Source organism: Pseudonocardia sp. CA-142604 (assembly GCF_050948475.1).
GTDB classification, from domain to species: domain Bacteria; phylum Actinomycetota; class Actinomycetes; order Mycobacteriales; family Pseudonocardiaceae; genus Pseudonocardia; species Pseudonocardia alaniniphila.
Genome location: NZ_CP192045.1, coordinates 4,381,313 through 4,405,341, shown reverse-complemented (window position 1 = coordinate 4,405,341; position 24,029 = coordinate 4,381,313). Strand labels below are relative to the sequence as shown.

Below are 24,029 nucleotides of genomic sequence, written 5' to 3'. Positions count from 1 at the left end.
GATTTACTGGCTGAACGTTCGTTAAGACGCTACGAAGGGGCCAGTGCGTTGTCAATGTCGTCGCGGACCAGCTCCCGCAGCTCCCGCTTGAGCACCTTGCCCACGGTGTTGCGCGGCAGCTCGGGCACGAACATCACCTGCCGCGGGCACTTGTAGCCGGCGAGCCGCGGCCGGCAGAACGCGCGGATCTCCGCCTCGGTCGGCTCCTGGCCGGCGACGGGCTCGATCACGGCGACCACCCGCTCGCCCCACATCTCGTCCGGTGCCCCGACCACGGCCGCGGCGGCGACCCCCGGGTGGTGGTGCAGCACCTCCTCGACCTCGCGGGAGTACACGTTCTCCCCGCCCGTGAGGATCATGTCCTTCAACCGGTCGACGATGTAGAAGTAGCCGTCGGCGTCCCTGCGGGCGAGGTCGCCGCTGTGGAACCAGCCGTCACGGAACGCGTCGCCGGTGGCGTCGGGCCGGTCCCAGTATCCCGAGCACACCTGCTCGCCCCGGATCACCAGCTCGCCGACGACGCCGGGGGCGCACTCGGCGCCGGTGTCGTCGACCACGCGCACCGCGGACAGCGCCATCGGCCTGCCGACCGAGGCCAGCAGGTCGGTGCGGCCCTCGACGGCGGCGACGTGGTCCTCGGCGCTGTGCACGAGCACGTTGCCCGCCAGCTCGGTCATCCCGAAGCCGGTCTGGAACATCGCGTTCGGAAAGTGCGTCATCGCCTCCCTCAGCGTCGCCACCGGCATCGGGGCCGACCCGTACCCGATCCGCGTGATCGACGACGTGTCGTAGCGGGCGAGCGAGGGATGGCGCAGGAGCATCGCCAGCATCGTCGGCGCCACCGTGGTGGCGGTGACCCGGTGCTGCTGCACGGCGGCGAGGAAGCCGTCCGGGTCGTAGCGGCGCAGCAGCACCACGGTGTCGGCGTGCAGGTGCGAGACGACCACCGCGTAGCCTGCGATGTGGCACAGCGGCCACGGACACAGCGACACCGCGGGCCACTCGTCGCCGGTCTCCCAGCTCACGCCCGCGTTCGTCACGGCGGCCGTGACGTTGCGATGGGTGAGCACCGCGCCCTTCGCCCGTCCCGTCGTGCCGGAGGTGTAGAGCAGCCAGGCCGGGGCGTCCTGGTCCGGGGCCGCGGGCTCGCTCACCGGCCGTCCGTCCATGAGGGACGCGAGGGACACCGTCCCCGGCGCCGCGGAGTCGACGCTGACGATCGTGGTGACCGACTCGACGGCCTCGGCCGCCGCCCGCGCCGTCCGCAGGAACTTCTCCTCGGTGATGAGCACGGCCGGGCGCGAGTCCAACAGGACGTCGACGACCTCCCGCGGCGAGAGCCGGTAGTTCACGAAGACGAGGGCCATCCCGGCGAGCGGCACTCCGTAGTAGGCCAGGACGTACTCCGGGTTGTTCTCCGTCAGCACCGCCACCCTGTCGCCGGGGCCGGCGAGCTCGCCGAGGCCGTGCGCGAAGCGGCACACGTCCGCGTAGAGCTCCCGGTAGCTCCACGAACGGTTCTCGAACGTCAGCGCGGTCACCTCAGGGGCGCGCTCCGCGGAGAACGCCAGCACGTCGGAGATCCTCATCGATCCACTCCGCTTGTTCGGTCGGTGTTTCGGCCGTCCCTCCCGATCAGCCCGGGTGGGACAGGTAACGCGGGTTCGCCACGGCGAGCCGGTCGGTCACCGCAGCCCGGACGGCGGCGAGCAGCGCCGGATCGTCCGCGTCGATCTCGCCGGAACGGATGGCCGCGGCCAGCCCGCCTGGTCGGTGACCCCGAACCGGGCGAGCCGCTCGGCGTGACGGCGCTCCTGCTCCGGCCCGAGCCGCAGCTCACGGCCGACACCGTCGAGCACGTTGGCGGCCACGCGCGCCAGGAAGTTCAGCCGGCCCTCGGTGCCCGGCATCAGCTCCTCACGCAGGAAGTGCACGACGGCGCCGACCAGGTCGGCGGAGGTGGGGCTGCCGTGCAGATCGGACTCGACGGCAGGCGGCCCGTACTCCGCGGGTTCGGCAGGCAGCCCGAGGGCGAGCAGCAGGTCGTGCTCCTGCTCGCAGACCCGCCTGCCGATGGCTGCCATCTCCACCGAGGGCGTCCGGCCGGACAGGTGCCGCTCGGCCATCGCCCGGCAGCCCACGGCCCAGCGTGCGGTGCCGTAGATCTGCCACCACAGCACGGCCTGCGGGTCGGGCCGCGTGCCCGCGACCTCCGCGTAGCCGTCGAGCAGTTGGTCGACGGTGCCGAACCCACCCACCGGCAGCTCCGATCCGAACCGCCAGCACTTCACGCACAGCCAGCCGAGGTCCTCGCGTGGGTCACCGCGATGCACCAACTCCCAGTCGAGCACGGCGCGCAGCCCGTCGGGGCCGATGATCAGGTTTCCGGTGCGGAAGTCGCCGTGCACCACGGTCTCCGCCACCGGCTCCGGCCGGTGCCGGTCGAGCCACCGCAACGCGATCTCGATGGTCGGCAGCGGCTCGCCCACCGCGTCGTAGCTCGCCAGCAGGTGCTCCAGAGGGTCGTGGGACTCCAGGTCCGGCACGGCATCGAGGGGCACGCTGTGGATCCGGGCGAGGGTCCGGCCGAGCTCGGCGGCCATCGACTTCCGCGCGCTCGCGTACTGCGGTTCGCGCAGCAGCCTGCGCGCGATCGTCTCGCCGTCGACGTACTCGGTGACCAAGTAGGGCGAGCCGAACACGGCCGGGTCGGTGCCGGAGTCGACGAGCAGCGGCACGGGCACGGCCGCGGTCTGCGCGGCGGCGATGGCGGCGGCCTCCCATGCCATCCCGTCCGGATGCCCGCCCAGGAATCGTCCGGCACCGGGCGGGTCACGACGCAGCACGAGCCTGCGGCGCGCGTGGCCGGTGCGTGCGGTGAACGACCACGTCTCCCGGCTCGCTCCGCCGGTGAGGCGGGTGAGCTGCTCGACCGCGACGTCGGCACCCAGCACCGCGGTGAGCCGGCGCGCGAGCAGGCAGGCGAGCACGTCCGGGTCGCACGCGTCGACGGGACGCCCGTCGAGGATCGCGGCGGCCGTCATCGCGGCCACCCCGACCCGGGCGTCAGGACTCGTGCGCTCCCACCATGTCGAGCGCGAGCCGCTGGTAGCGGCGCACCACCTCGGCGCGGCTCATCCGGCCTCTCGGGGAGAACCAGCTCGCCACACCGGTGCACATCACGACGATCGCCCGGGCGGCCTCCAGCGGGATCGGCGTCGTGAACACACCGCGTTCCACGCCCTCGGTGACCACCCCGTCGAACAGGCGCTGCTGCTGCTGGCGCTTGGCGATGTGCCGGCTGCGCACCGGCTCCTCCAGCGCTCGCAGCTCGCTCGTGCCGAGCAACGTGCCACGCTGGTCCTGGAGGTGGAACAGCACCTGCACGTCGACGAGCGCCCGCAGTCTGGCCGCGGGCTCGTCGCCCGCGTCCGCCAGCGCCGCATGGGTGCGCTCCAGCAGCGCCTTGATCCCGCGCTCCATGATCGTGGCGAGCACCTGCTGCTTCGACGTGAAGTGGTGGTAGAGCGCCGCCGGGCTCACCCCGGCGCGCTCGGCGATGTCCCGCACCGACGTGCCGTGGTAGCCGTGCTCCGCCATCACCGCGAGAGCTGCGTCCAGGATCCCCGCCTCGCCCACCGGGCGTGCCGGCGTGGGCGCGGCCCCGCGCGCGCCGGGTCGCTCCGGCAGAGCTGGGCTCGCCACGCGGCCACCTCCTCTGCACCGCCCCGGTGGGGCGGGTCGACCAGGTTACCCGCACGTAGGTCCCCTTACTTGATCGCCAGCGGGTTGATGGGTGAGCCGACCGCGCGCCGGAACTTGATGGGCGGCGCCGTCAGGAGGAACTCGTAGCGCCCGTCGGCCGCGCAGTCCTCGGAGAGCTCCTCGAAGTCGAGGATCTCGCCGAGCGTCATTCCCATGTCCCGGATCAGCACCATGTGCACGGGAAGCATCTCTCCCTCGACCTCACCGGGGAGCACCTCGATCGCCCAGTTGTCCGAGCACACCGCGGCGACGTCGTGGCCGTGCAGCCACTCGCAGCACGCCAGGCCGAGCCCGGGCTCCCCCGCCATGAACGACGCGGCGTCGCCGTCGGAGAGGAACTTCCGCCGCCACCCCGTGCGCACCGCAACGATGTCGCCACCACGCAGTTCGGTGCCCTGCGCGGCCAGCGTCGCGTCGAGCTCTTCGGGCGTTATCACCTCACCCGCCTCGAGCCACTCGACGCCGCGCCTGCGCGCGACATCCACCAGCACCCCGCGCCCCACGAGGCCCTTGGCCTGGTTCTCGATGGACAGGTGCTTCGCGCCGTGCGGCGAGACGTCGGATGCGGGAAACCCGTTGTAGAGCAGGTCGTCGTAGAAGACGTGTGCGAGCCCGTCCCACTGCGACGCGCTCTGCAGCGGCATGAAGACGTAGTCGTCGGCGTAGTGGAAGGCGCCCGGGTAGTTCTGGTCGGCGCCGGTCTCGGAGAACAGCAGTACCGGGTTGATGCGCCCGCCGCCGGGCTGCGGGCCGCCCGGCCCGAACGGGATGCCGAGGTCGAACACCTTGCCGTCACGCACCAGGCCGGTGGCGGCGGCGATCCGCTCCGGCGTCAGCAGGTTCGTCGTGCCCCGCTCGTCACGGCGCCCGTCGACGTCCCAGCGGCCCCAGTTCGACAGCCGGCGTCCGATCTCACGAAAGTCCTCCACCGTTCTCAGCCCTGTCCCTTCCGTGGTCCTGCGAAGCCGAACAGATAACCCGCGACCTTGCGCATCTGGACCTCCTCCGCGCCCTCGGTGATCCGGTACCGGCGGTGGTGGCGATAGATGTGTTCGAAGGGCGTGTGCCGCGTGTAGCCGAGCCCGCCGTGCACCTGCATCGCGCGGTCGGCGGCGTCGCACACGAACCGGTTCGCCCGGTAGTTGCACATCGAGACCTTGTCGCTGATCTGCATGTGCGGCACCCGGTCGAGCTCCCACGCGGTCTTGCGCACGAGGCCGCGGAGCATCTCGGCCTCGGTCTGCAACTCCACGAGCGGCCACTGAATCGCCTGCCGGGTCGCGAGCGGCTGCCCGAACGTGATGCGCTTGCGCGCGTACTCGACGCTGCGGTCGACGCAGTACTGCCCGGCGCCGACGCCCGATGCCGCCTGCCGGATCCGGTTCTCGTGCACGAAGGTCTGCGCCACCGCGAGCCCCTGGCCCTCCTCGCCGAAGATCGCGGAGTTCGGCACCCGCACGTCCCGGATGGTGACCTCGGCGTGGTCGGTGGGCATGTTGAAGGTCCACCAGTGGAAGTCGACGGAGAAGCCGGGAGCGTCGACGGGCGTGAAGAACGCGGTGATCCCCCGCGCGTCACCGGGCTTGCCCGACGTCCGCGCGAAGATCACGTCATGGGTGGCCGAGTGCATTCCTGAGTTGAACCGCTTGCCGCCGTTGAGGATCCAGTCGTCCCCGTCGCGCACCGCCGTGGTCTCCATCCACGTCGCGTCGCTGCCGTGCTCGGGTTCGGTGAGCCCGAACCCGATGCGCTTCGTGCGCGCGAGCATCGGCTCGAGGAACTCCTCCTTCTGCTCACGCGTGCCGTACTCGAGCATCATGTGGACGAAGGGGAAGTTGCCGACCACGGACGACTCGTTCTGCAGGTCGTTGTGCAGCCCGAGGCCCTTGTGCGCCAGGTGCTCGCGGATCACCGCCATGTCGAGGTTGGTCCCGTCGGAGCCGCCCACCTCCTTCGGCAGCCCGAAGCGCAGCCATCCGGCGGCGTCGGCCCGGCGGAACATCTCGCCGAGCAACTCCTCCCACTCGCGCCGCGGCACGCCCCCGTTCTCGAAGTCGGTGCGGGAGTACTCACGGCGGTGGTCGAAGAATCGCTCGTTGTCGTCCTGCGCCTGCAGCGGCACGATCTCCCGCTCGATGAAGTCATCGAGGTCGGCGAGGCGCTGGGTCAGCTCGACGGGCAGTTCGAAATCCACAGGCCCTCCTTAACGATCGTTCAGCTAGCATGGCACCGCCGCCAGCGTCGGGGGAAGAGGGAGACGGCACGTGCGCGAGATCCGCTACGAGGTCGCCGACGGAGTAGCCACGCTGACCATCGACCGGCCCGAGAAGCGCGGCGCCATGACCTACGCGATGCTCGACGAGTTCTCCGCGGGGGTGTCCCGGGCGGGCGCCGATCCGGACGTGGCGGTGCTGCTGGTCACCGGCGTGCCCGGCAGCTTCTGCGCCGGGATCGACCTCGCCGACCTCGCCTCGCGCTCCCCGGCGGACCGGGGCAGCCGCCACGGGGACGACCCCGGCGACCCCCTGCTCATGGCCTGTCCGAAGCCGGTCGTCGCCGCCGTCGACGGCATGGCCGTGGGCATGGGGGCGGAGTTCGCCACCCAGGCCGACCTGCGCGTGATCTCCACCCGGGCGCGGTTCCGCTGGAACTTCGTACATCGCGGCCTGGTCTCCGACACCGGCGCGGGCACATGGCTGCTCCCCCGCCAGATCGGCATGACCCACGCGATGCGGCTGCTGTACACGGGTGCGGACCTCGGGGCCGACGAGGCGCTCGCGCTCGGGTTCGCCACGGCGGTCGTCGAGCCCGAGGCTGTGCCGCTGGCGGCGCTCGACCTGGCAGAGGCGATCGCTGCCGCGTCTCCGTTCGCGCTGGTCAGGACGAAGAAACTGATGTTGGACGGCGCGGGCGCTCCGCTGCGGGCGCACGTCCACGCCACGCGCACGGCCCTGGCCGAGTGCTTCGCGTCGGCCGATCATGCAGAGGGCGTCGCCGCCTTCCTGGAGCGGCGTCCCGCTCGATTCACCGGACGTTGAGATCAGGGAGGAACTGCATGCCCGACGAGGAGCAGCGGGTGTCCGTCAGCGTGACGGACGGGATCGCCGACGTACGCCTGAACCGTCCGGAGAAACGCAACGCGCTCGATCCCGCGATGTTCGCGGCGCTCGTCGAGGCGGGTGAGCGGCTCAGGTCCGACGCCGGGGTGCGGGTTGTCGTGCTCTCCGGCGAGGGACCCGACTTCTGCGCCGGCCTCGATTTCACCTCGTTCCGTGCGATGACGGCGGGAGAGCGGCTCTCGGCCTCCGCCCAGCTCCCGCCGTCGGACGGGCCGGCCAAGGCGACAGGCCAGCGGGCGGCGTACGTGTGGGCGGAGCTGCCGGTCCCGGTGATCGCCGCCGTGCACGGGAACGCGCTGGGCGGCGGCCTGCAGATCACCCTCGGCGCCGACATCCGCATCGTGGCGCCCGACGCGCGGCTGTCGGTGATGGAGATCAACTGGGGGCTCGTCCCCGACATGACAGGCAGCCAGCTGCTGCCCGAGCTCGTCGGCCGCGACGTCGCCAAGGAGCTGACGTACACCGGCCGCGTGGTCAGCGGGGAGGAGGCCGCCGCGCTCGGGTTGTGCACGCGCACCGACCCCGATCCGCGCACTGCCGCCCTCGCCCTGGCTGCCGAGATCGCCGCACGCAGCCCGCACGCCGTCCGCGCATCGAAGCGGCTGCTCGACCTGGCCGGACGGGTGGACCTGGAGGCCGGGTTCGCCGCGGAGCAGAAGGAGATCGGTGCCCTGATCGGCAGCCCCAACCAGGTGGAGGCCGTCACCGCCCGGTTCGAGAAGCGCGCCCCGAACTTCGAGGACGGACGATGACCGCGGCGCAGGACGGCGCGGTCATCGCCGCGGCCCGGCGGATGTCCCACGGCGAGCAGCTCGCACGCACCGCGCGCCTGTATCCCGGCCGGGTCGCGTTCCAGTTCGAGGAGCAGCACCGCACGTACGCCGAGCTGGACGAGCGCGTGACCCGCCTGGCCAGGGCACTCGCGGCCCGCGGTGTCGGCCGCGGCGACCGGGTGGCGGTGTTCATGCAGAACCGCCTCGAGCTCGTCGAGGCCTACTTCGCCGCGTGCCGCCTCGGGGCGATCGCGGTGCCGGTGAACTTCCGGCTGGTCGCCGACGAGGTCGCCTACATCCTCGGCGACGCCGAGGTCGCTGCGCTGCTCGTCGACCACGAGCTCGCCGCCACCGCGGCGGCCGTACGCCCGAGGGTGCCCGGCCTCCGCACCGTCGTCGCCACCGGAGACGCCGAGACGACACCCGGCCTGGATGCCGAGCCGTACGAGCAGCTGATCGCAGGCGCGAGCGCGGAACCCCTGGTGATCGACGTGCCGGAGTCCGACGCGGCCTTCCTGATGTACACCTCCGGCACCACGGGCCGCCCGAAGGGCGCCGTGCTCACCCACCACAACCTGGTGACCAACAGCGTCAACTGCGCCATGACGCAAGGCATCCGCGACCCCGACGAGGTATGGCTCTCGGGGCTCCCGCTGTTCCACATCGGCGGGCTCAACGGAATCCTGTTCCACCTCCTCGTGGGCGGGCGGTCGATCATCACGCGCTCGGGCAGCTTCGACGCCCGCGAGGTCGTCGACCTCATCGAGCGCGAGCGGGTCACCGGCTGCTACTTCGTGCCGACCCAGTGGAAGGCGATCTGCGAGCTGCCCGGCCTGAAACAGCGTGACCTCGCGCTGCGGCGCATCTCGTGGGGTGCGTCCGTGGCACCGCCGTCGGTGCTGCAGGCCATGGCCGCCTCGTTCCCCGGGGTGCCCAACTTCAACATGTTCGGCCAGACCGAGATGAGCTCCGTGACCTGCGTGCTCCGCGGGGAGGACGCGATCCGCAAGATGGGCTCGGTCGGTACGCCGATCATCAACGTCGAGGCACGCATCGTGGACACGGAGATGAACGACGTCCCGGTCGGCGAGATCGGCGAGATCGTCTACCGGGGCCCCACGGTGATGCGCGAGTACTGGCGCAATCCGGAGGCCACCGCGGAGGCGTTCGCCGGCGGGTGGTTCCACTCGGGCGACCTGTGCCGGATGGACGACGACGGGTTCATCACGGTCGTCGACCGCGCGAAGGACATGATCGTCTCGGGTGGGGAGAACATCTACTGCGCCGAGGTCGAGGCCGCGATCGACGCGCACCCGAAGGTCGCCGAGGTCGCCGTGGTGGGCGTCCCGCACAAGACGTGGGTCGAGACACCCCGTGCGGTCGTCGTTCCCGTCGACCCGGCCGACCCTCCCACGCTGGAGGAGATCGTCGAGCACTGCCGCACGCGGCTGGCGTCGTACAAGAAGCCCACCTCGCTGGTGGTCCTCGACGAACTGCCACGCACGGCGTCCGGGAAGGTGCAGAAGTTCCGGCTACGGACCGCGCATACGGCCGTGTCGGATGCCTGAGCCCGTCATGGCGAGGCCCGCCGTCGAGATGCCACCGCAGCCGTCACAGTGGAAGGAGTGTCGATGAGTCGACCCAGCTCTCCTGATGTGGTCGTGGTCGGGGCCGGAGTCGCCGGTCTCTATCAGCTCCATCGCCTGCGTGACCTGGGACTGAGCTATCGGGTCTTCGAAGCCGGAAGCGGCATCGGCGGCACGTGGTTCTGGAACCGCTACCCCGGCGCCCGTTGCGACGTGGAGAGTCTGGAGTACTCCTACTCGTTCTCCGAGGAGCTCGAGCAGGAATGGGAATGGACCGAGCGTTATCCCGCGCAGGCGGAGATCCTCGAATACATCGAGCACGTCGCGAAGCGGTTCGATCTCGACCGGGACGTCGAGCTGGACACGCGCGTGATGTCGGCGGTGTGGGACGGCGCGCGCTGGGCGGTCACGACGGACCGGCCCGAGACCGTCTCGGCCCGCTACGTCATCTTCGCCACCGGCTGTCTGTCGCAGCCGAAGGAGATCGACATCCCCGGGATGGAGGGCTTCCGCGGAGATGTCTGGTCGACAGCCCGCTGGCCGCACGACGGCGTCGACTTCACCGGCCGGCGGGTGGCGGTGATCGGCACAGGTTCGTCCGGCGTGCAGTCGATCCCGGTGATCGCGCAGCAGGCCGCCGAGCTGACCGTCTTCCAACGCACGGCCAACTACATCCTCCCGGCGCGCAACGCACCGCACTCCCCGCAAGCGCAGCAGGAGCACAAGGCGAACTACCCCACCCACCGCCGGCTCGCCCGCGAATCACCAGCCGGCCTCCTGGGTGTGCAGGGCGAAGCCTCGGCCATGGACGCGACCGCCGAGGAGCGCCGCGAGGTGTACGAGCAGGCCTGGAACATCGGAGGCCTGGGAGCGCTGCGCCGCGCCTACAACGACATCTCGCTGAACCTCGACGCCAACCGCACGGTCACCGACTTCCTCGCCGACAAGATCCGCAGCATCGTGCGCGACCCGGAGACCGCGCAGGCGCTGGCCCCGTCGGACCACCCGTTCGGCACCAAACGACCCTGCCTGGACACCGGCTACTTCGAGACCTACAACCTCGACCACGTCCGCCTCATCGACCTCCGCACGACCCCGATCACCACGATCACCGCCGAGGGCATCCGGACGACGGACCGGCTCGTCGAGGTCGACGACCTCGTACTCGCCACCGGCTTCGACGCCATGACCGGAGCCCTCCTCGCCATCGACATCCGCGGAACGAACGGACTGCGGCTGGCCGACGCCTGGGCCGACGGCCCCACGACCTACCTCGGACTGCAGGTCGCCGGCTTCCCGAACATGTTCACCATCACCGGCCCCGGCAGCCCCTCCGTACTCAGCAACATGATCGTCTCGATCGAACAACACGTCGACTGGATCAGCGACTGCCTCGCCCGCATCGACAGTCAGGTGATCGAGGCCTCCCCCGACGCCCAACAGCGGTGGGTCGCCCACGTCACCGAGGCGGCGGACCAGACCCTGATGAACCACGCCAACTCCTGGTACGTCGGCGCCAACATCCCCGGCAAGCCACGGGTCGTCATGCCCTACGTCGGCGGGGTGGGCCGGTACCGGGAGATCTGCGACGGCGTGTCCGCCGCAGGGTACGAAGGCTTCGTGCTGACCCGGGGGATCAGCCCCGGAGCGTGATCACGGCTGGCGGCGCGTGAGCCGGACGGTGGTGCTCACGTGCCGCTCCACACCGGCGGGCGCTTCTCGGCGAACGCCGTTGCGCCCTCGATCGCGTCCTTCGAGGTCGAGACCGGGCCGGCGATCTCGGCCTGCCGCTCCCACGCCTCGTCGTCCGACCAGGAAGCGGCCGACGCCACGATCTTCTTGCTGGCCGCCACGGCGAGCGGACCGTTCGCGCTGATCTCCGCGCCGAGCGCCAGCGCGGCGTCGAGGGCTGTGCCGTTCGGCACGAGGCGGTTGACCAGGCCCAGTTCGCGCGCACGCGCGGCGGGAATGTGACTTCCCAGCAGCGCCAGCTCCATCGCCTGGTGGTACGGGATGCGCTTCGGCAGCCGCAGCAGCCCACCGGCCGCGGCGACGAGGCCGCGCTTGACCTCGGGAATGCCGAACACTGCGCCCTCCGCGGCCACCACGAGGTCGCAGGCCAGCACGATCTCGAAGCCCCCGGCGAGCGCGTAGCCCTCGACGGCGGCGATCAGCGGCTTGGCCGGCGGCCGCACGGTCACCCCGGCGAACCCCCGGCCGGCCACGATCGGCCGCTCGCCGCGCACGAAGGCCTTGAGGTCCATGCCTGCGCAGAACGTGCCGCCCGCGCCGGTGAGCACCCCGACACGGAGGTCGTCGTCGGCGTCGAGTCGGTCCATCGCCTCGGCGATCCCCTGCGCAACGGCCGCATTGACGGCGTTGCGCGCCTGCGGACGGTCGATGGTCACGACGAGTACGCCGTCGGCGGGCGTGCTCATGAGCACCTCGGACAACACATCTCCTGTCGGTCGGTGGATCCGGTCGGTATCGGTCGTCATCCTCGCGGCGCGGGCGCGGGCCCGCGCACGAGCCTGCCCGGCAGCGCGTCGGTCGGCTCGCCGTCCCGGTAGGTCTCCAGCCCGGCGACGACGGTGTGCCGGTAACCGTCGGCGCGCTGGAGGAGCCGCCGCCCACCCGCGGGCAGGTCGTAGCGCACCTCGGGCCGGTGCAGCCGCAGCGCGTCCATGTCGATCACGTTGAGGTCGGCCCGGTACCCGGGTGCGAGAACCCCGCGGTCGAGCAGCCCCACCGCCCGGGCCGTGTCGCGCGCCTGGCGCTGCACAACGAACGGCACGTCGAGGCGCGCGCCGTCGCGGTCACGGGTCCAGTGCTGCAGCAGCGTGGTCGGGAAGCTGCCGTCGCAGATCGTGCCGACGTGCGCCCCACCGTCGGAGAGTCCGGGCACGGTGTGCTGGTGGGTGAGCATCTCGTGCGCGGCATCGAGGTTGCCGTCGGCGTAGTTGAGGCTGGTCAGGTAGAGCATCCCGCCGCCCGCCACCACGTCGTAGGCGATCTCGACGGGTGACACACCAGCCCGCTCCGCCCGGGCAGCGATGGAGTCCGACGCGGACGGTTCGTAGTTCGGCGGGTCGGTCAGCTCGTACATCAGCTCGTACCTGTGGATCAGGGTGCCGCCGAGACGGCTGCGGTCCTTTTCCCCCGTCTGCGCGGCGACGATCTCCGATCGCACCCGCGGCTGCGCCATCCGCGCGGCCTGCTCCTCCGGAGACAGGTCGGCCAGCTGCCGCCAGACCGGGTTGGTCATGAACGGGTTGAGCGTGTTGTGCAGGCCAAGCAGCATCCCGACCGGACGGGCCGCGACCTGCGCCAGGATCGCTAGCCCGTCGGCCTGCGCGGCGTCGATCAGGCGCAGCACCTCACGGTGCATCGCAGGCGCGACCGGCGACTGCACGAGCGACGCGGAGAGCGGCCGCCCCGACCGCGCCACCATCGCCCGGATCAGCGCGAACTCCGCTTCGGGATCCGGGAAGTCGCTGACCAGCTGGAACACCCCGCGGCCGGTCTCCCCGACCGCCGTGGCGATCGCGACCAGCTCGTCGGCGCCCACGGCGTAGGACGGCGTGAGCTCACCGCTGATGCTCTTGTGGTTGAGCGTGCGCGACGTCGAGAAGCCGAGCGCGCCTGCCTCCACGCCCTCCCGCGCCAGCCGCGCCATCAGCGCGATCTCCTCCGGCGTGGCCTCCTCGTGCGCGGCGGCCCGCTCCCCCATCGCCTGCACCCGGAGCGCGGCGTGCGGCACCTGGGCGGCCATGTCGACGTCGTGGGGCAGCGCGTCGAGCGCGTCGAGGTACTCGGGGAACGTCCGCCAGTCCCAGCGAAGGCCCTCGTGCAGGGCGATGCCGGGGATATCCTCCACGCCTTCCATCAGCTCGATCAAGCGGTCGTGGTGCACCGGTTCGACGGGTGCGAAACCGACCCCGCAGTTGCCCATGACGACGGTGGTGACCCCGTGCCACGACGACGGCTGCAGTCGCGACTCCCATGTCGCCTGCCCGTCGTAGTGCGTGTGGATGTCGACGAACCCCGGCGCCACCACCGCACCGTCGGCGGTGATCTCCCGGCGCCCGCGCCCGCTCACCCTGCCGACCTCGGTGATCCGGCCGTCCCGTACGGCGACGTCCGCGGTACGCGGTGGGCTCCCCGTCCCGTCCACGACGGTGCCCGCCCGGACCACCAGGTCGTGCTCAGCCATGCCGTCCTCCTTCGTACGTCGGCTCAGGGTTTGTCGCTCATCGACCGGTATGGAGCACGTCGTCACGGAGCCTGATCCGGCTGAGCTTGCCGGTGGAGGTCCGTGGAAGCTCCCGGAACTCGACGGAGGTGGGGCACTTGAAGCCGGCGAGCCGGCCCCGGCAGTGCTCGATCAGCTCGGCAGCCAGCCTGTCCGCGGACTCCCCTGTGAGGTCACCGCCTGAGCGCGGCTCGATCATCGCCACCGGGCGCTGTCCCCACTCCTCGTCCGGCATCCCGATCACGGCGGCGTCCGCCACCGCGGGGTGGGTGAGCAGCACCGACTCGATCTCGGCGGGATAGATGTTCACCCCGCCCGAGATGATCAGGTCCGACCGCCGGTCGCTCAGGTAGAGCCGGCCCTCGTCGTCGAGGTGGCCCAGGTCGCCGACCGTGAACATGTCACCGCGGCGGGCGGCAGCCGTCTTCTCCGGTGCCTTGAAGTACTCGAACCGGTCGCCGCTGCGGAAGTAGATGTTCCCGATCTCGCCTGCGGGCAGTGCGTTGCCGTCGTCGTCGAGGATCACCACCTCGCTGCCTGCCCAGGCGCGCCCGACCGTGCCCGGATGTTGCAGCCAGTCCTGCGGGCCGACGTAGGTGCCGCCGCCCTCGGTGGCCGCGTAGTACTCGTGCAGCACCGGACCCAGCCAGTCGATCATCCGTTGCTTGACGGCCACCGGGCACGGCGCTCCGGCGTGCACCACCCGCGTCAGGGACGAGACGTCATGGGCGGCCCGCTCGTCTGCGTGCAACTGCAGCAGCCGGTGGAACATGATCGGCACCATGTGCGTCGCGGTCACCCGATGCCGTTCCACGATCTCCAGGAACAGCTGCGGGGTCCACTTGTCCATCAGCACCACGGTGTGCCCGATCTGCAGGGCCAGGCTCCCGTAGGCGTTCGGCGCCGCGTGGTAGAGCGGCGCCACCACCAGGTGCACTCCGGAACCCGCGGTGCGGCCGAGCATCCGCGGAATCACGGGCACCCGCGCCGCGTGGCTCTGTTCGGGAGTCAGGTCGGAGAGCGGTTTGCGCACTCCCTTGGGTCGACCGGTCGTCCCGGACGTGTAGAGCATCACCGACCCCTGCCGCCGCCTCTCCGGTGCGGTGGCCGGCATCCCGTCGACGAGGTCGTCGAGGCTGCGGAAGCCGGGGAACGCGGGCATCCCGAACCGGCGCTGCGCCGGAAGACCGGCCTCGTCGGCCGCGGCCACCGCGGCGTCGCCCAGCCGCGGACCGGCGAGGAACAGCTTGGCCTCGCTGTCGATCAGGATGTAGGCGAGCTCGGGTGCGGTCAGGTGCCAGTTGAGCGCCGTCAGGTAGAGGCCGAGCTGCCCCGTGGCGAGTTGCAGCGCAAGGAAAACCCGGTGGTTGGGCAGCGCGACGGCCACGGTGTCGCCGTCGACGAGCCCGTGTGCTCGCAGTCCGTGCGAGATGCGGTTGGCCAGGTCCCGCAGCTGTCCGAACGTGGTCTCCGACCCGTCGACGTCGATGACCGCGATCCGGTCGGGATCGGCGTCGGCGATCTCCCAGAAGCCGAGGGCCCCGTTCACCCGGTAGGCCTCGATCAGGTCCGCCGCATCCTCCTGCACCGCGCAGCTCCCCTCGTCTCAGTGATCGGCGACCTCAGCGCGCGTTGGCGTCGGCCCCGTGCCGGCGAGCTGCTCGCGCAGGCGGAACTTCTGAACCTTGCCGCTGGCGTTGCGGGGTAGCGCATCCGTGATCACGACGGAGGTCGGCTTCTTGTACGAGGCGAGCCGGGTGCGGCAGTGCTCGATGATCTCCTGCTCGCCCGGTGGGTCGGCCGGGTCCACGGGCACGACGACCGCGCACGGTGTCTGCACCCACTTCGGGTGCGGGATGCCGACCACCGCCACCTCGGCGACCTTCGGGTGGGAGTCGATCGCGTCCTCGACCTCGGCGCAGTAGATGTTCTCCCCGCCGGAGATGATCATGTCCTTCTTGCGGTCGACGACGTAGATGTAGCCCTCGTCGTCCATCCGGCACAGGTCACCGGAGTGGAACCACCCACCGGCGAACGCGGCCGCGGTCTCCTCCGGCTTGTTCCAGTAGCCGAGCATCATCGTCGGGCCCCGGTAGACCACTTCGCCGACCTCGCCGACGGGGACGTCACGCATCTCCTCGTCCACGATGCGAACCTCGATGCTCGGCAGCGGGGTGCCCACCGAGCCCATCTTCCGCACCGCGTCCTCGCTGCGGAGCAGTGTTGTGGTGGGGCTCATCTCGGTCTGCCCGAAGGCGCAGTAGGCCGGTGCGTCCGGAAAGGTGTCCTGCAGCGCCTGCAGCACCGACGGGGGCGCGGGCGAGGCACCCCAGACGAGGTTGCGCAGCGCCAGCCGCCGGTCCTTCACCCCGGGCACCGCACAGATGGCCTGCCACTGGCTGGGCACGAAGAAGCAGTTGGTGATCTGCTCGCGTTCCAGCACGTCGACGACGCTCACCGGGTCGAAGTTCGCCGCGCTGTGGATCACCACGCGCCCGCCGTCGATGAGGCCGCGGATGGACGTGCTCAGCCCGGCGATGTGGAACATCGGCACGCCGAGCAGCGACACGTCCACGCCGGAGCGCAACCCACCGGAGACCGCAAGACCCGTGAACGCCGCCATCACCAGGTTCAGATGGCTGAGGACCGCGCCCTTGGGCCTGCCGGTGGTGCCCGAGGTGTACATGATGAACGCGGGCTCGTTCTCGGCCACGTCGATGCCGGGTGGCGTGGTCGACGCGGACGCCAGAGCGTCTTCGTAGGACTCCGCGTGAGGCCCGGCGTCGGCCTCTCGCCCACCCGTCGCCAGCACCGTGCGCAGCTCGTCCATGCCGGTCATGGCCTTCGCCGCCACGCCGGCGAGCTGCTCGTCCACCAGCATCGCGGCCGCGCCGCAGTCGCCGAGGATGTAGGCGATCTCGTCGGGCACCAGGCGGAAGTTCAGCGGCACGGCCATCGCGCCGAGCCGGCAGGCGGCCAGGTAACCCTCCACGACCTCGATCCGGTTGTGCATCAGGATCGCGATCCGGCTCCCCCGCTCGACGCCGCGCTCGCGCAGCGCGTTGGCGAGCCGGGTGACTCGCTCGTCCAGCTCGGGGAACGTGACCGCGCGCGCCCCGTGCTGGAACGCCACGCGGTCCGGGAACTTCCGGGCGCACCGGGCGAGCTGCTCCCCGTAGGACATCCGGCGAGCGGCGGACACGACCTCGACGTCGTGGGCCGGCATGCGCTCCTCCTTGTCGCTCCACTCGACGATGAATGGCTGATCGGGCTGCGCAGGCCGGTGGCCCGCTGCTCGCTGGGAGGCCGGCAGGCACGGAGTCCTGCTCGGACCGGTTCGCCGGAACTGATCGATCGTTAAGTCGAGCCGATCGCATCACGGCCACCCAGTGCTGTCAAGGAGCCGTGACGGCCCCACCGACGGCCGCGAGGTGCCGGGTCACATCGTCTCCCGGCGGCATGACGTACATCAGCACGGGAGTGGTCACGCCGGCGTCGACGTACCGCTTCACCCCGGCCCGGATGTCTGCGGGGCTGCCGTGGAGGAACAGCTCGTCGACCAGCGCGTCCGGCACCGCCTCCACCGCGGCCGCGCGGTCACCCCGGCTCCACGCCTGCCACATCGGTTCGAGCTGGTCCGCCCGGCCGAGCCAGCGGTGGAACTCCGCGTACACGGGGACGTTCAGGTACGCCGTGACCATGCGTTTCGCCGTTGCCCGCACCGCCTGCACGTCCTCGCCCGGGACCACGAACAGCCGGGCGACGATCTCCGCGTCGGCGTTGCCCTTCAGCACGTGGGGCAGCACCGTGTGCATGTCGTCGGGCGAGAGCCAGTTGAGGATCACCCCGTCGGAGATCGCGCCCGCCAGCCGGAGCATCCCCGGCCGCAGCGCCCCGATCAGCAGCTTGGGTGGCCGGGCCGGCACGCGGGCCAGGCGGAATCCCGTGATGGTGAAGCTCTCCGACTCCATGTCCACCCGCTCACCGGACAGGGCCCGCCGCACGAACGTGGTGACGTCCCGCACCCGCTGGTAGGGCCGGTGGAACTCGAGCCCGTGCCAGCGCTCGACGATCACGTCCGAGCTCGTGCCGATCCCCACCAGCACCTCGCTCGTGGCGACCTCCGCCAGGGCGGCGGCCGACATCGCGATCAGCCCGGGACTGCGGGTGTAGGCGGAGACGATCGCCGTGCCGAGGCGGAACCGGGGGTGCGAGACGGCGGCGGCGACCAGCGGCGTGAACGCGTCGGCGCCCGTGGCCTCGCCCGTCCACAGGTCCGTGTAGCCGGCGTCGGCCACGTCGTTCAGCAGTGCGGCCTGCTCGGCCAGCGGCACGCCGTCGAGCGGGATGGTGAGTCCGAGCCGTGTCATCCGTCCCCCATCTCTGCCCATACCGGTTCGATCACGCGTAGCCTCTCGAAGTAAACGATCGTTCAGGAAGGATCACGTCGGTTCGTACCGGTGTCAACGCGTCGTGCGGCGCAGGCTCCTCGGGTCGGCCCGGCGGCCGGCACCGGTGCGGCCGGGTGTTCGTTTCTCGAAGCGCGACGAGAATGAGGGGTAATGACAGTCAGGTTGCGTCACGGAATCTTCATGGCCCCGTTCCACAAGATGGACGAGAACCCCACACTGCTCTTCCAGCAGGACATGCAGCTGATCGAACTGCTGGACAACCTCGGATTCCACGAGGCGTGGATCGGCGAGCACCACTCGGCCGGCATGGAGACGATCTCGTCGCCGGAACTGTTCATCGCGGCGGCGGCCGAGCGCACCAAGAACATCCGGCTCGGCACAGGCGTGGTGTCGCTTCCGTATCACAACCCGCTGATGGTCGCCGACCGCATCGTGCAACTCGACCACATGACGCGCGGTCGCGTCATGTTCGGTGTCGGCCCCGGGCTGCTGGCCTCCGACGCGCTCATGCTGGGAATCGACCCGTCCGTCCAGCGCGACAGGATGGCCGAGGGCCTCGACGTGATCCTGCGCTTGTTCCAGGGCGAGGTGGTCACGGAGTCCACCGACTGGTACACGCTCGTCGAGGCCTCCTTGCACCTGCCGCCGTATTCGAACCCCTACCCCGAGGTGTGCGTCGCCAGTGCCGTCACGCCGTCCGGTGGACGGCTGGCCGGCAAGTACGACCTGGGCATGCTCTGCGTCGCCGCAGGCGAGAACGCGGGCTTCAACGCCCTCGACGTGAACTGGCGGATCGCCAACGAGGTGGCAGCCGAGCACGGCCGCACCATGGACCCGAGCAGGCTGCGCCTCGTGGTCGGCATGCACCTGGCCGAGACGCGGGAGAAGGCCATGGAGCAGGCCCGGTACGGCCTGCAGGAGCAGATCGACTACCTCAACAACAACATGCCGCGCATATCCATCCCGGACGGCGCCGACACGGTGGAATGGTATGTCGAGCAGGGCATCGGAGTGATCGGCACACCCGACGACGCAATCGCCCGCATCGAGCGGCTCTACCAGAAGACGCCCGAGATCGGCGCCATTCTGCTCAACGCGCACGACTGGGCCGACTGGGCCGACACGAAGCACTCCTACGAGCTGTACGCGCGGTACGTGATCCCGCACTTCGAGGGCTACAACAAGCCGCGCCAGGATTCCTACCGATGGGTCACGGTGCACCAGGGCGAGCTGACCGAGAAGCGCACCACCGCGGCGAAGGCGATGTTCGCCAAGCACGAGGCCGAATGGGCCGAGAAGCGCAACTCCGGCACGAGCCGCCCTGCCGAGGGCAAGGAGTCGACGTTCGGCTGATCATCTCGTCACGGTTCTCCTTCTGCGCTCTCCGGGCGGGGTCGGTGAAGCCCGGCTAATGTGACCGTTCCCCGATGTGCACACGAGTCCACGGGGAGGAGCGGTGAGCGAGCGCGCTGTGACGTCTACCGCTGGGCCGGCCGAGCGCAGCGGGTACGTGCGGTGAGTCGTACGAGGCAGGAGACCGCCGCGTCCATCGACGCGGCGGATCCGCAATCCGCCGAACTGCGCCGCCTCTACGCACGCCACACCCCTGCCGCTGCTCTCGGATCCGACGATCCGGCCGGCGCCACCGCCGCCCTCGCCGAGGCCGCCCGCACCCATCTGCGGCTGGCCAGGCACCGGGAGCCCGGCGATCCGATCGTCGACATCCGCGGCGCGGTTCCCGCAGGTACCGCGGTCGTCGACGTGATCAGCGACGACGTGCCCTTCCTCGTCCAGTCCGTGCTGGCAGGGGTGGGCCGGGTCGGCTTGCGGGTCCGCCGGGTCATCCACGCGATGGTCGTGGTGCGCCGCACGAGCCGGGGCGAGCTCGCGGAGGTGCTGCCCGCCGTCGCGTGGGAGGAGCCGCCCGCGGGAACCCTCGTCGAGGAGTGGATGCGGCTCGAGCTGGACCCGATCTCGACCGAGGAGAACGAGGACCTCGGTGCCGAACTGCACGACGTGCTCGGCGTACTTCGCGAGGTGGCGCAGGACCGCGAGCGAATCGCCGCGACAGTGCGGCAGGTGGCAGCCGAGCTGGTCGGACGCCCCGGGTCGCCCGGCGACGAGCGGCAGGACGTCGCCGACCTGCTGGCATGGCTCCACGACGGTCGCTTCCTCTTCCTCGGGTACCGGCGCCACGAGGTCGACCGTGCCGTCGACCCGCCCCGGTTCCGCGCGGTGCCGGGGTCCGGCCTGGGTGTCCTGCGCCGCGACGACGTCCACGACGGCGTCGCCCGCGATCCCTGGCTGCCGGGCACTGCTCCGCCGGTGGTCCTCACCCGGTCCGACGCACCGAGCCGCGTGCTGCGCCCGGAGCATCCCCACCACCTCGATATCGCGATCGTCGACGCCGGCGGTGACGTCGTCGGCGAACACCGGTTCCTCGGGCTGTTCACGGCGGCTGCCCTTCACGAGAACGTGCTGGACACCCCGGTCGTCGAGCGGCGGGTGCGCGCGGCGGTGCGGCTCGCGGGTGTCCCGCTGGAGTCCTGGTCCGGGCAACGGATGCTCGACGTGATCTCCCGGCATCCGCGCGACGAGCTGTTCTGGGCCACCGCGGAGGACGTGCACGAGACGGCGGTCGGCGTGCTGGGCCTCACCCAGCCCCGGCGGCTGCGCCTGTTCCTCCGCCGGGAGCCCTACGGGCGGTTCATCTCCTGCCTGGTCTACCTGCCGCACGACCGGTACTCGCCCCAGGCCCGCTCGGCCATGCAGACGGTGCTGCTGCGCGAGCTGGGCGGGTGGCGCATCGACCACAGCGTGGAGCTCGGTGAGTCGGGGCCCGCGCTGGTCCACTTCACCGTCCAGGTCGAGCCCTCTGCTCTGGCGCCGGACCGGGACCGGCTGCAGGCGCAGCTCGCGGCGGCCATCCTGACCTGGGACGACTGGGTCCTCGACGCTGCGGGTGCCGACGACGACGAGATCGCCGACGAGCTGGCCGGCGTCCCGCAGGGGTACCGGGACGACGTCGACCCCGTCCGGGCGCTCGCCGACCTCCGGCGCATCCGGGAGCTGGGCGACGAGCCCCACCTGGAACTGTCGAGCGAGCTCGGCGGCGGCGGTGACGAGCTGCATTTCCGCCTGTTCCTGCGCGGCACGGGGATCTCGCTGTCCGCGGTGCTACCGGCACTCCAGAGCCTCGGCGTCGAGGTGCTCGACGAGCGGCCCTACGAGATCATCCGCCCGGACGGGCGCCGGTGCTGGATCTACGACTTCGGACTCGGGGTCGACGCCGCCACCGCACGCGGCATGGTCGGGCGCCGTCGGCGGGAGACACAGGAGCGGTTCTGTGCGGCCTTCCGGGCGGTGTGGGACGGCGACGCCGTGGCCGACCGGTTCAACGCACTGGTCCTGCACGCCGGGCTCGACTGGCGCGACGTGGCGGTGCTGCGGGCGTACGCGCGCTACGCAGCGCAGCTCGGAGGACCGTTCGACCCCCCGTACATCGCCGACATCCTCCTCGCCCATCCCGCCGCGGCACGGGCGCTGGTCGGGCTCTTCCACGCCCGTTTCGACCCGCTCCCCCGGCCCGATGAACGGGCGGAGCGCACCGCGGCGGCCCTGGCCGAGGTCGCCACTCTGATCGAGGACGTCACCGGCCTCGACGCCGATCGGATCCTGCGCGGACACCTCGCGCTGATCACCGCGACGGTGCGGACCAACTGGTTCACCGCGCAGTCCCACTTCTCGTTCAAGATCGACCCCGCGGCGGTGCCCGACATGCCCGCGCCACGGCCGCGGTTCGAGATCTTCGTCTACTCACCGCGGCTGGAAGGCGTCCATCTGCGGTTCGGTCCCGTCGCACGCGGCGGTTTGCGCTGGTCGGACCGCCCGCAGGACTACCGCACGGAGGTACTGGGGCTCGTCAAGGCACAGGCGGTGAAGAACGCGGTGATCGTGCCTGTGGGGGCGAAAGGCGGGTTCGTGGTCGCGGCGGCGGCGCCGGGACCGGACGAGGTCGAGGCGTGCTACCGCACCTTCGTCTCGGGGCTGCTCGACGTCACGGACAACGTGGCGAGCTCCGCGGACGGCACCGTGACCACGACACCTCCGCCTGCCGTGGTGCGCCACGACGGCGACGACCCCTACCTGGTCGTCGCGGCCGACAAGGGCACGGCCCGCTTCTCCGATGTCGCCAACGACGTCGCCGCCCGATACGGGTTCTGGCTGGGGGACGCGTTCGCCTCCGGTGGGTCGGTCGGATACGACCACAAGGCCATGGGGATCACCGCCCGCGGTGCCTGGGAAAGCGTGCGGCGCCATTTCCGGGAGCTCGGGGTGGACACGCAGACCCAGGACTTCACAGCGGTCGGGATCGGGGACATGTCCGGCGACGTGTTCGGCAACGGGATGCTCCTGTCGGAGCACATCCGATTGGTGGCGGCGTTCGACCACCGGCACGTGTTCGTCGACCCGGACCCCGATCCGGTGCGCAGCCACGCCGAGCGTCGCCGGTTGTTCGACCTGCCGCGCTCGTCGTGGGACGACTACGACCGGAGCGCGATCAGCCCGGGCGGCGGTGTGTGGCTGCGCACCGCGAAAGCGGTGCCCGTCGGGCCGGAGATACGGGCGGCGCTCCTCCTCCCCGGCGCGGTGACCGCGATGAGTCCGCCTGAGCTGATCCGCGCGATCCTGCTGGCCCCGGTCGACCTGTTGTGGAACGGCGGCATCGGTACGTACGTCAAGTCGAGTGCCGAGACCCACGCGGACGTCGGGGACAAGGCCAACGACGCGATCCGCGTCGACGGCGCCCGGTTGCGGGCGAAGGTGGTCGGCGAGGGCGGCAACCTGGGGGCGACCCAGCGCGGGCGGATCGAGTTCGCCCGCAGCGGCGGGAAGATCAACACCGACGCCATCGACAACTCGGCAGGCGTCGACTGCTCCGACCACGAGGTCAACATCAAGATCATGCTCGACCGGCTGGTGGCGGCCGGCGAGCTCGACCGCGCAGGCCGTGACGCGCTGCTCGTGGAGATGACCGACGACGTCGCCGGGCTCGTGCTCGCCGGCAACCGGGCACAGAACGCGGAGCTCGGCATCGCACGCGCGTACGCCTCCACGATGCTTCCGGTGCACGCGCGGATGATCGACGCCCTGGTGCGGCGGCGCGGGCTGGACCGCGCGCTCGAGGTGCTGCCCGGTCCCGACGAGATCGCCGAGCGGGAGCGGGCCGGCGAGGGGCTCAGCTCACCCGAGCTGGCCGTCCTGCTCGCCCACGCGAAGCTCGACCTCAAGGCCGAGATCCTGCGCAGCGACCTGCCCGACCTGCCCGAGTTCGCGCACCGGGCCGCGGGCCTGTTCCCCTCGGTGCTGGTCGAGCGCTTCCCCGAGGCCGTGACCACACACCCGCTGCGTCGCGAGATCGTGACCACGGCGCTGGTCAACGAGATGGTCGACGGCGGCGGGATCACCTACGCATTCCGGCTGGCCGAGGACACCTCGGCAACGCCGACGGACGCGGTGCGCGCGTACGAGGTGGCCACCGCGGTGTTCGGCCTCACCGGCCTCTGGGCCGAGATCGCCGCACTCCCGATCACGGCCGCGTTGACCGACGAGATCGTCCTCGAGTCACGCCGGCTGCTGGACAGCACGGCGCGCTGGTTGCTCACCAACCGTCCGACCCCGCTCCAGGTCCGCGCCGAGACCGACCGCTTCGCGCCGCTGGTCGACCGGCTGATGCAGCGACTGCCGTCCCTCCTGCGCGGGCGGGAGGCGGAGTCGGCCGCCGAGCGGGCTGCGACCCTGACCGAGCAAGGGGTGCCGAGCGGTCTGGCGGAGCGGTCGGCCGCTCTCCTGCACGGCCACGGGCTGCTCGACGTCGTCGAGGTGGCGGCATTGGCCGAAGGGCAGCGGGAGCGGCTGCCGATCGAGGAAGTCGCGAGCCTCTACTACGCGCTGTCCGAGCGGCGCGCCCCCGCTCGCTGACCGCGACCCACCGGGAGCTGCTCGCGGGGCTCGTGACGCGGTGACCTGGGGCTGTCCCTACCCGTGTTCGGGGGTTCTCACCGGCAGGTGGCGGGCCTGCTCGATCGTGCGGACGGCTGCCGGAGCCGAAGCTGGTTCGT

At 71.1% G+C, this 24,029-nt stretch carries 15 protein-coding genes and 1 pseudogene; 6 read left to right on the top strand and 10 right to left on the bottom strand.

What is annotated here, in order from left to right:
• Nucleotides 1–29 precede the first annotated feature (29 nt).
• The 5 genes and pseudogenes from ACQPZQ_RS19920 to ACQPZQ_RS19900 form a co-directional block, all read right to left on the bottom strand.
• The gene (locus ACQPZQ_RS19920; RefSeq protein WP_433297995.1) at nt 30–1,589 is read right to left on the bottom strand and encodes an AMP-binding protein; all 1,560 of its coding nucleotides are present in this window, start codon (nt 1,587–1,589) and stop codon (nt 30–32) included.
• 46 nt (nt 1,590–1,635) lie between these two features.
• Nucleotides 1,636–3,044: pseudogene (locus tag ACQPZQ_RS19915) on the bottom strand (phosphotransferase family protein).
• Nucleotides 3,045–3,066: 22 nt separating this feature from the next.
• Entirely contained in the window at nt 3,067–3,705 is a 639-nt protein-coding gene (locus tag ACQPZQ_RS19910) for a TetR/AcrR family transcriptional regulator (RefSeq protein WP_241042147.1), read from the bottom strand.
• 65 nt (nt 3,706–3,770) lie between these two features.
• Entirely contained in the window at nt 3,771–4,694 is a 924-nt protein-coding gene (locus ACQPZQ_RS19905; RefSeq protein ID WP_433297993.1) for a cyclase family protein, read from the bottom strand.
• 5 nt (nt 4,695–4,699) lie between these two features.
• A complete protein-coding gene (locus ACQPZQ_RS19900) occupies nt 4,700–5,959 on the bottom strand; it encodes an acyl-CoA dehydrogenase family protein (protein WP_433297991.1) in 1,260 nt (419 codons plus the stop codon).
• Between the two features lie 70 nt (nt 5,960–6,029).
• Between ACQPZQ_RS19900 and ACQPZQ_RS19895 the strand changes: the two genes are divergently transcribed.
• The 4 genes from ACQPZQ_RS19895 (at nt 6,030) to ACQPZQ_RS19880 (ending at nt 10,896) form a co-directional block, all read left to right on the top strand.
• Nucleotides 6,030–6,803 carry an enoyl-CoA hydratase/isomerase family protein gene (locus tag ACQPZQ_RS19895; RefSeq protein WP_433297989.1) on the top strand — a complete coding sequence of 258 codons (774 nt, stop codon included), beginning with the start codon at nt 6,030–6,032 and terminating at the stop codon, nt 6,801–6,803.
• A gap of 17 nt (nt 6,804–6,820) precedes the next feature.
• On the top strand, nt 6,821–7,636 hold the full coding sequence (locus ACQPZQ_RS19890) for a crotonase/enoyl-CoA hydratase family protein (protein WP_433297987.1): 816 nt from the start codon (nt 6,821–6,823) through the stop codon (nt 7,634–7,636).
• Nucleotides 7,633–9,225 (top strand): long-chain-fatty-acid--CoA ligase, encoded by a 1,593-nt coding sequence (locus ACQPZQ_RS19885; protein WP_433297984.1) that lies wholly within the window; start codon nt 7,633–7,635, stop codon nt 9,223–9,225. The genes ACQPZQ_RS19890 and ACQPZQ_RS19885 overlap by 4 nt, the downstream gene beginning before the upstream one ends.
• 63 nt (nt 9,226–9,288) lie before the next feature.
• Nucleotides 9,289–10,896 (top strand): flavin-containing monooxygenase, encoded by a 1,608-nt coding sequence (locus tag ACQPZQ_RS19880; protein ID WP_433297982.1) that lies wholly within the window; start codon nt 9,289–9,291, stop codon nt 10,894–10,896.
• Between the two features lie 35 nt (nt 10,897–10,931).
• Here the strand turns inward: ACQPZQ_RS19880 and ACQPZQ_RS19875 are convergent, their stop codons facing one another.
• From ACQPZQ_RS19875 to ACQPZQ_RS19855, 5 genes are all read right to left on the bottom strand, one after another.
• Nucleotides 10,932–11,696, bottom strand: coding sequence for a crotonase/enoyl-CoA hydratase family protein (locus ACQPZQ_RS19875; protein WP_433297979.1), 765 nt, complete (start codon nt 11,694–11,696; stop codon nt 10,932–10,934).
• Nucleotides 11,697–11,737: 41 nt separating this feature from the next.
• Nucleotides 11,738–13,456: an N-acyl-D-amino-acid deacylase family protein gene (locus ACQPZQ_RS19870; protein WP_433297976.1), complete on the bottom strand. Its 1,719-nt coding sequence runs from the start codon at nt 13,454–13,456 to the stop codon at nt 11,738–11,740.
• 37 nt (nt 13,457–13,493) lie between these two features.
• Nucleotides 13,494–15,083, bottom strand: coding sequence for an AMP-binding protein (locus ACQPZQ_RS19865; protein WP_433297974.1), 1,590 nt, complete (start codon nt 15,081–15,083; stop codon nt 13,494–13,496).
• A gap of 18 nt (nt 15,084–15,101) precedes the next feature.
• A complete protein-coding gene (locus ACQPZQ_RS19860; RefSeq protein WP_433297971.1) occupies nt 15,102–16,721 on the bottom strand; it encodes a long-chain-fatty-acid--CoA ligase in 1,620 nt (539 codons plus the stop codon).
• 169 nt (nt 16,722–16,890) lie between these two features.
• Nucleotides 16,891–17,865, bottom strand: a complete 975-nt coding sequence (locus ACQPZQ_RS19855) for an LLM class F420-dependent oxidoreductase (protein ID WP_433297969.1) — start codon at nt 17,863–17,865, stop codon at nt 16,891–16,893.
• A 192-nt stretch (nt 17,866–18,057) separates the two neighbouring features.
• Between ACQPZQ_RS19855 and ACQPZQ_RS19850 the strand changes: the two genes are divergently transcribed.
• Entirely contained in the window at nt 18,058–19,260 is a 1,203-nt protein-coding gene (locus ACQPZQ_RS19850) for an LLM class flavin-dependent oxidoreductase (protein ID WP_433297966.1), read from the top strand.
• A 162-nt stretch (nt 19,261–19,422) separates the two neighbouring features.
• Nucleotides 19,423–23,889, top strand: coding sequence for an NAD-glutamate dehydrogenase (locus ACQPZQ_RS19845; RefSeq protein ID WP_433297963.1), 4,467 nt, complete (start codon nt 19,423–19,425; stop codon nt 23,887–23,889).
• Nucleotides 23,890–24,029: the final 140 nt, after the last annotated feature.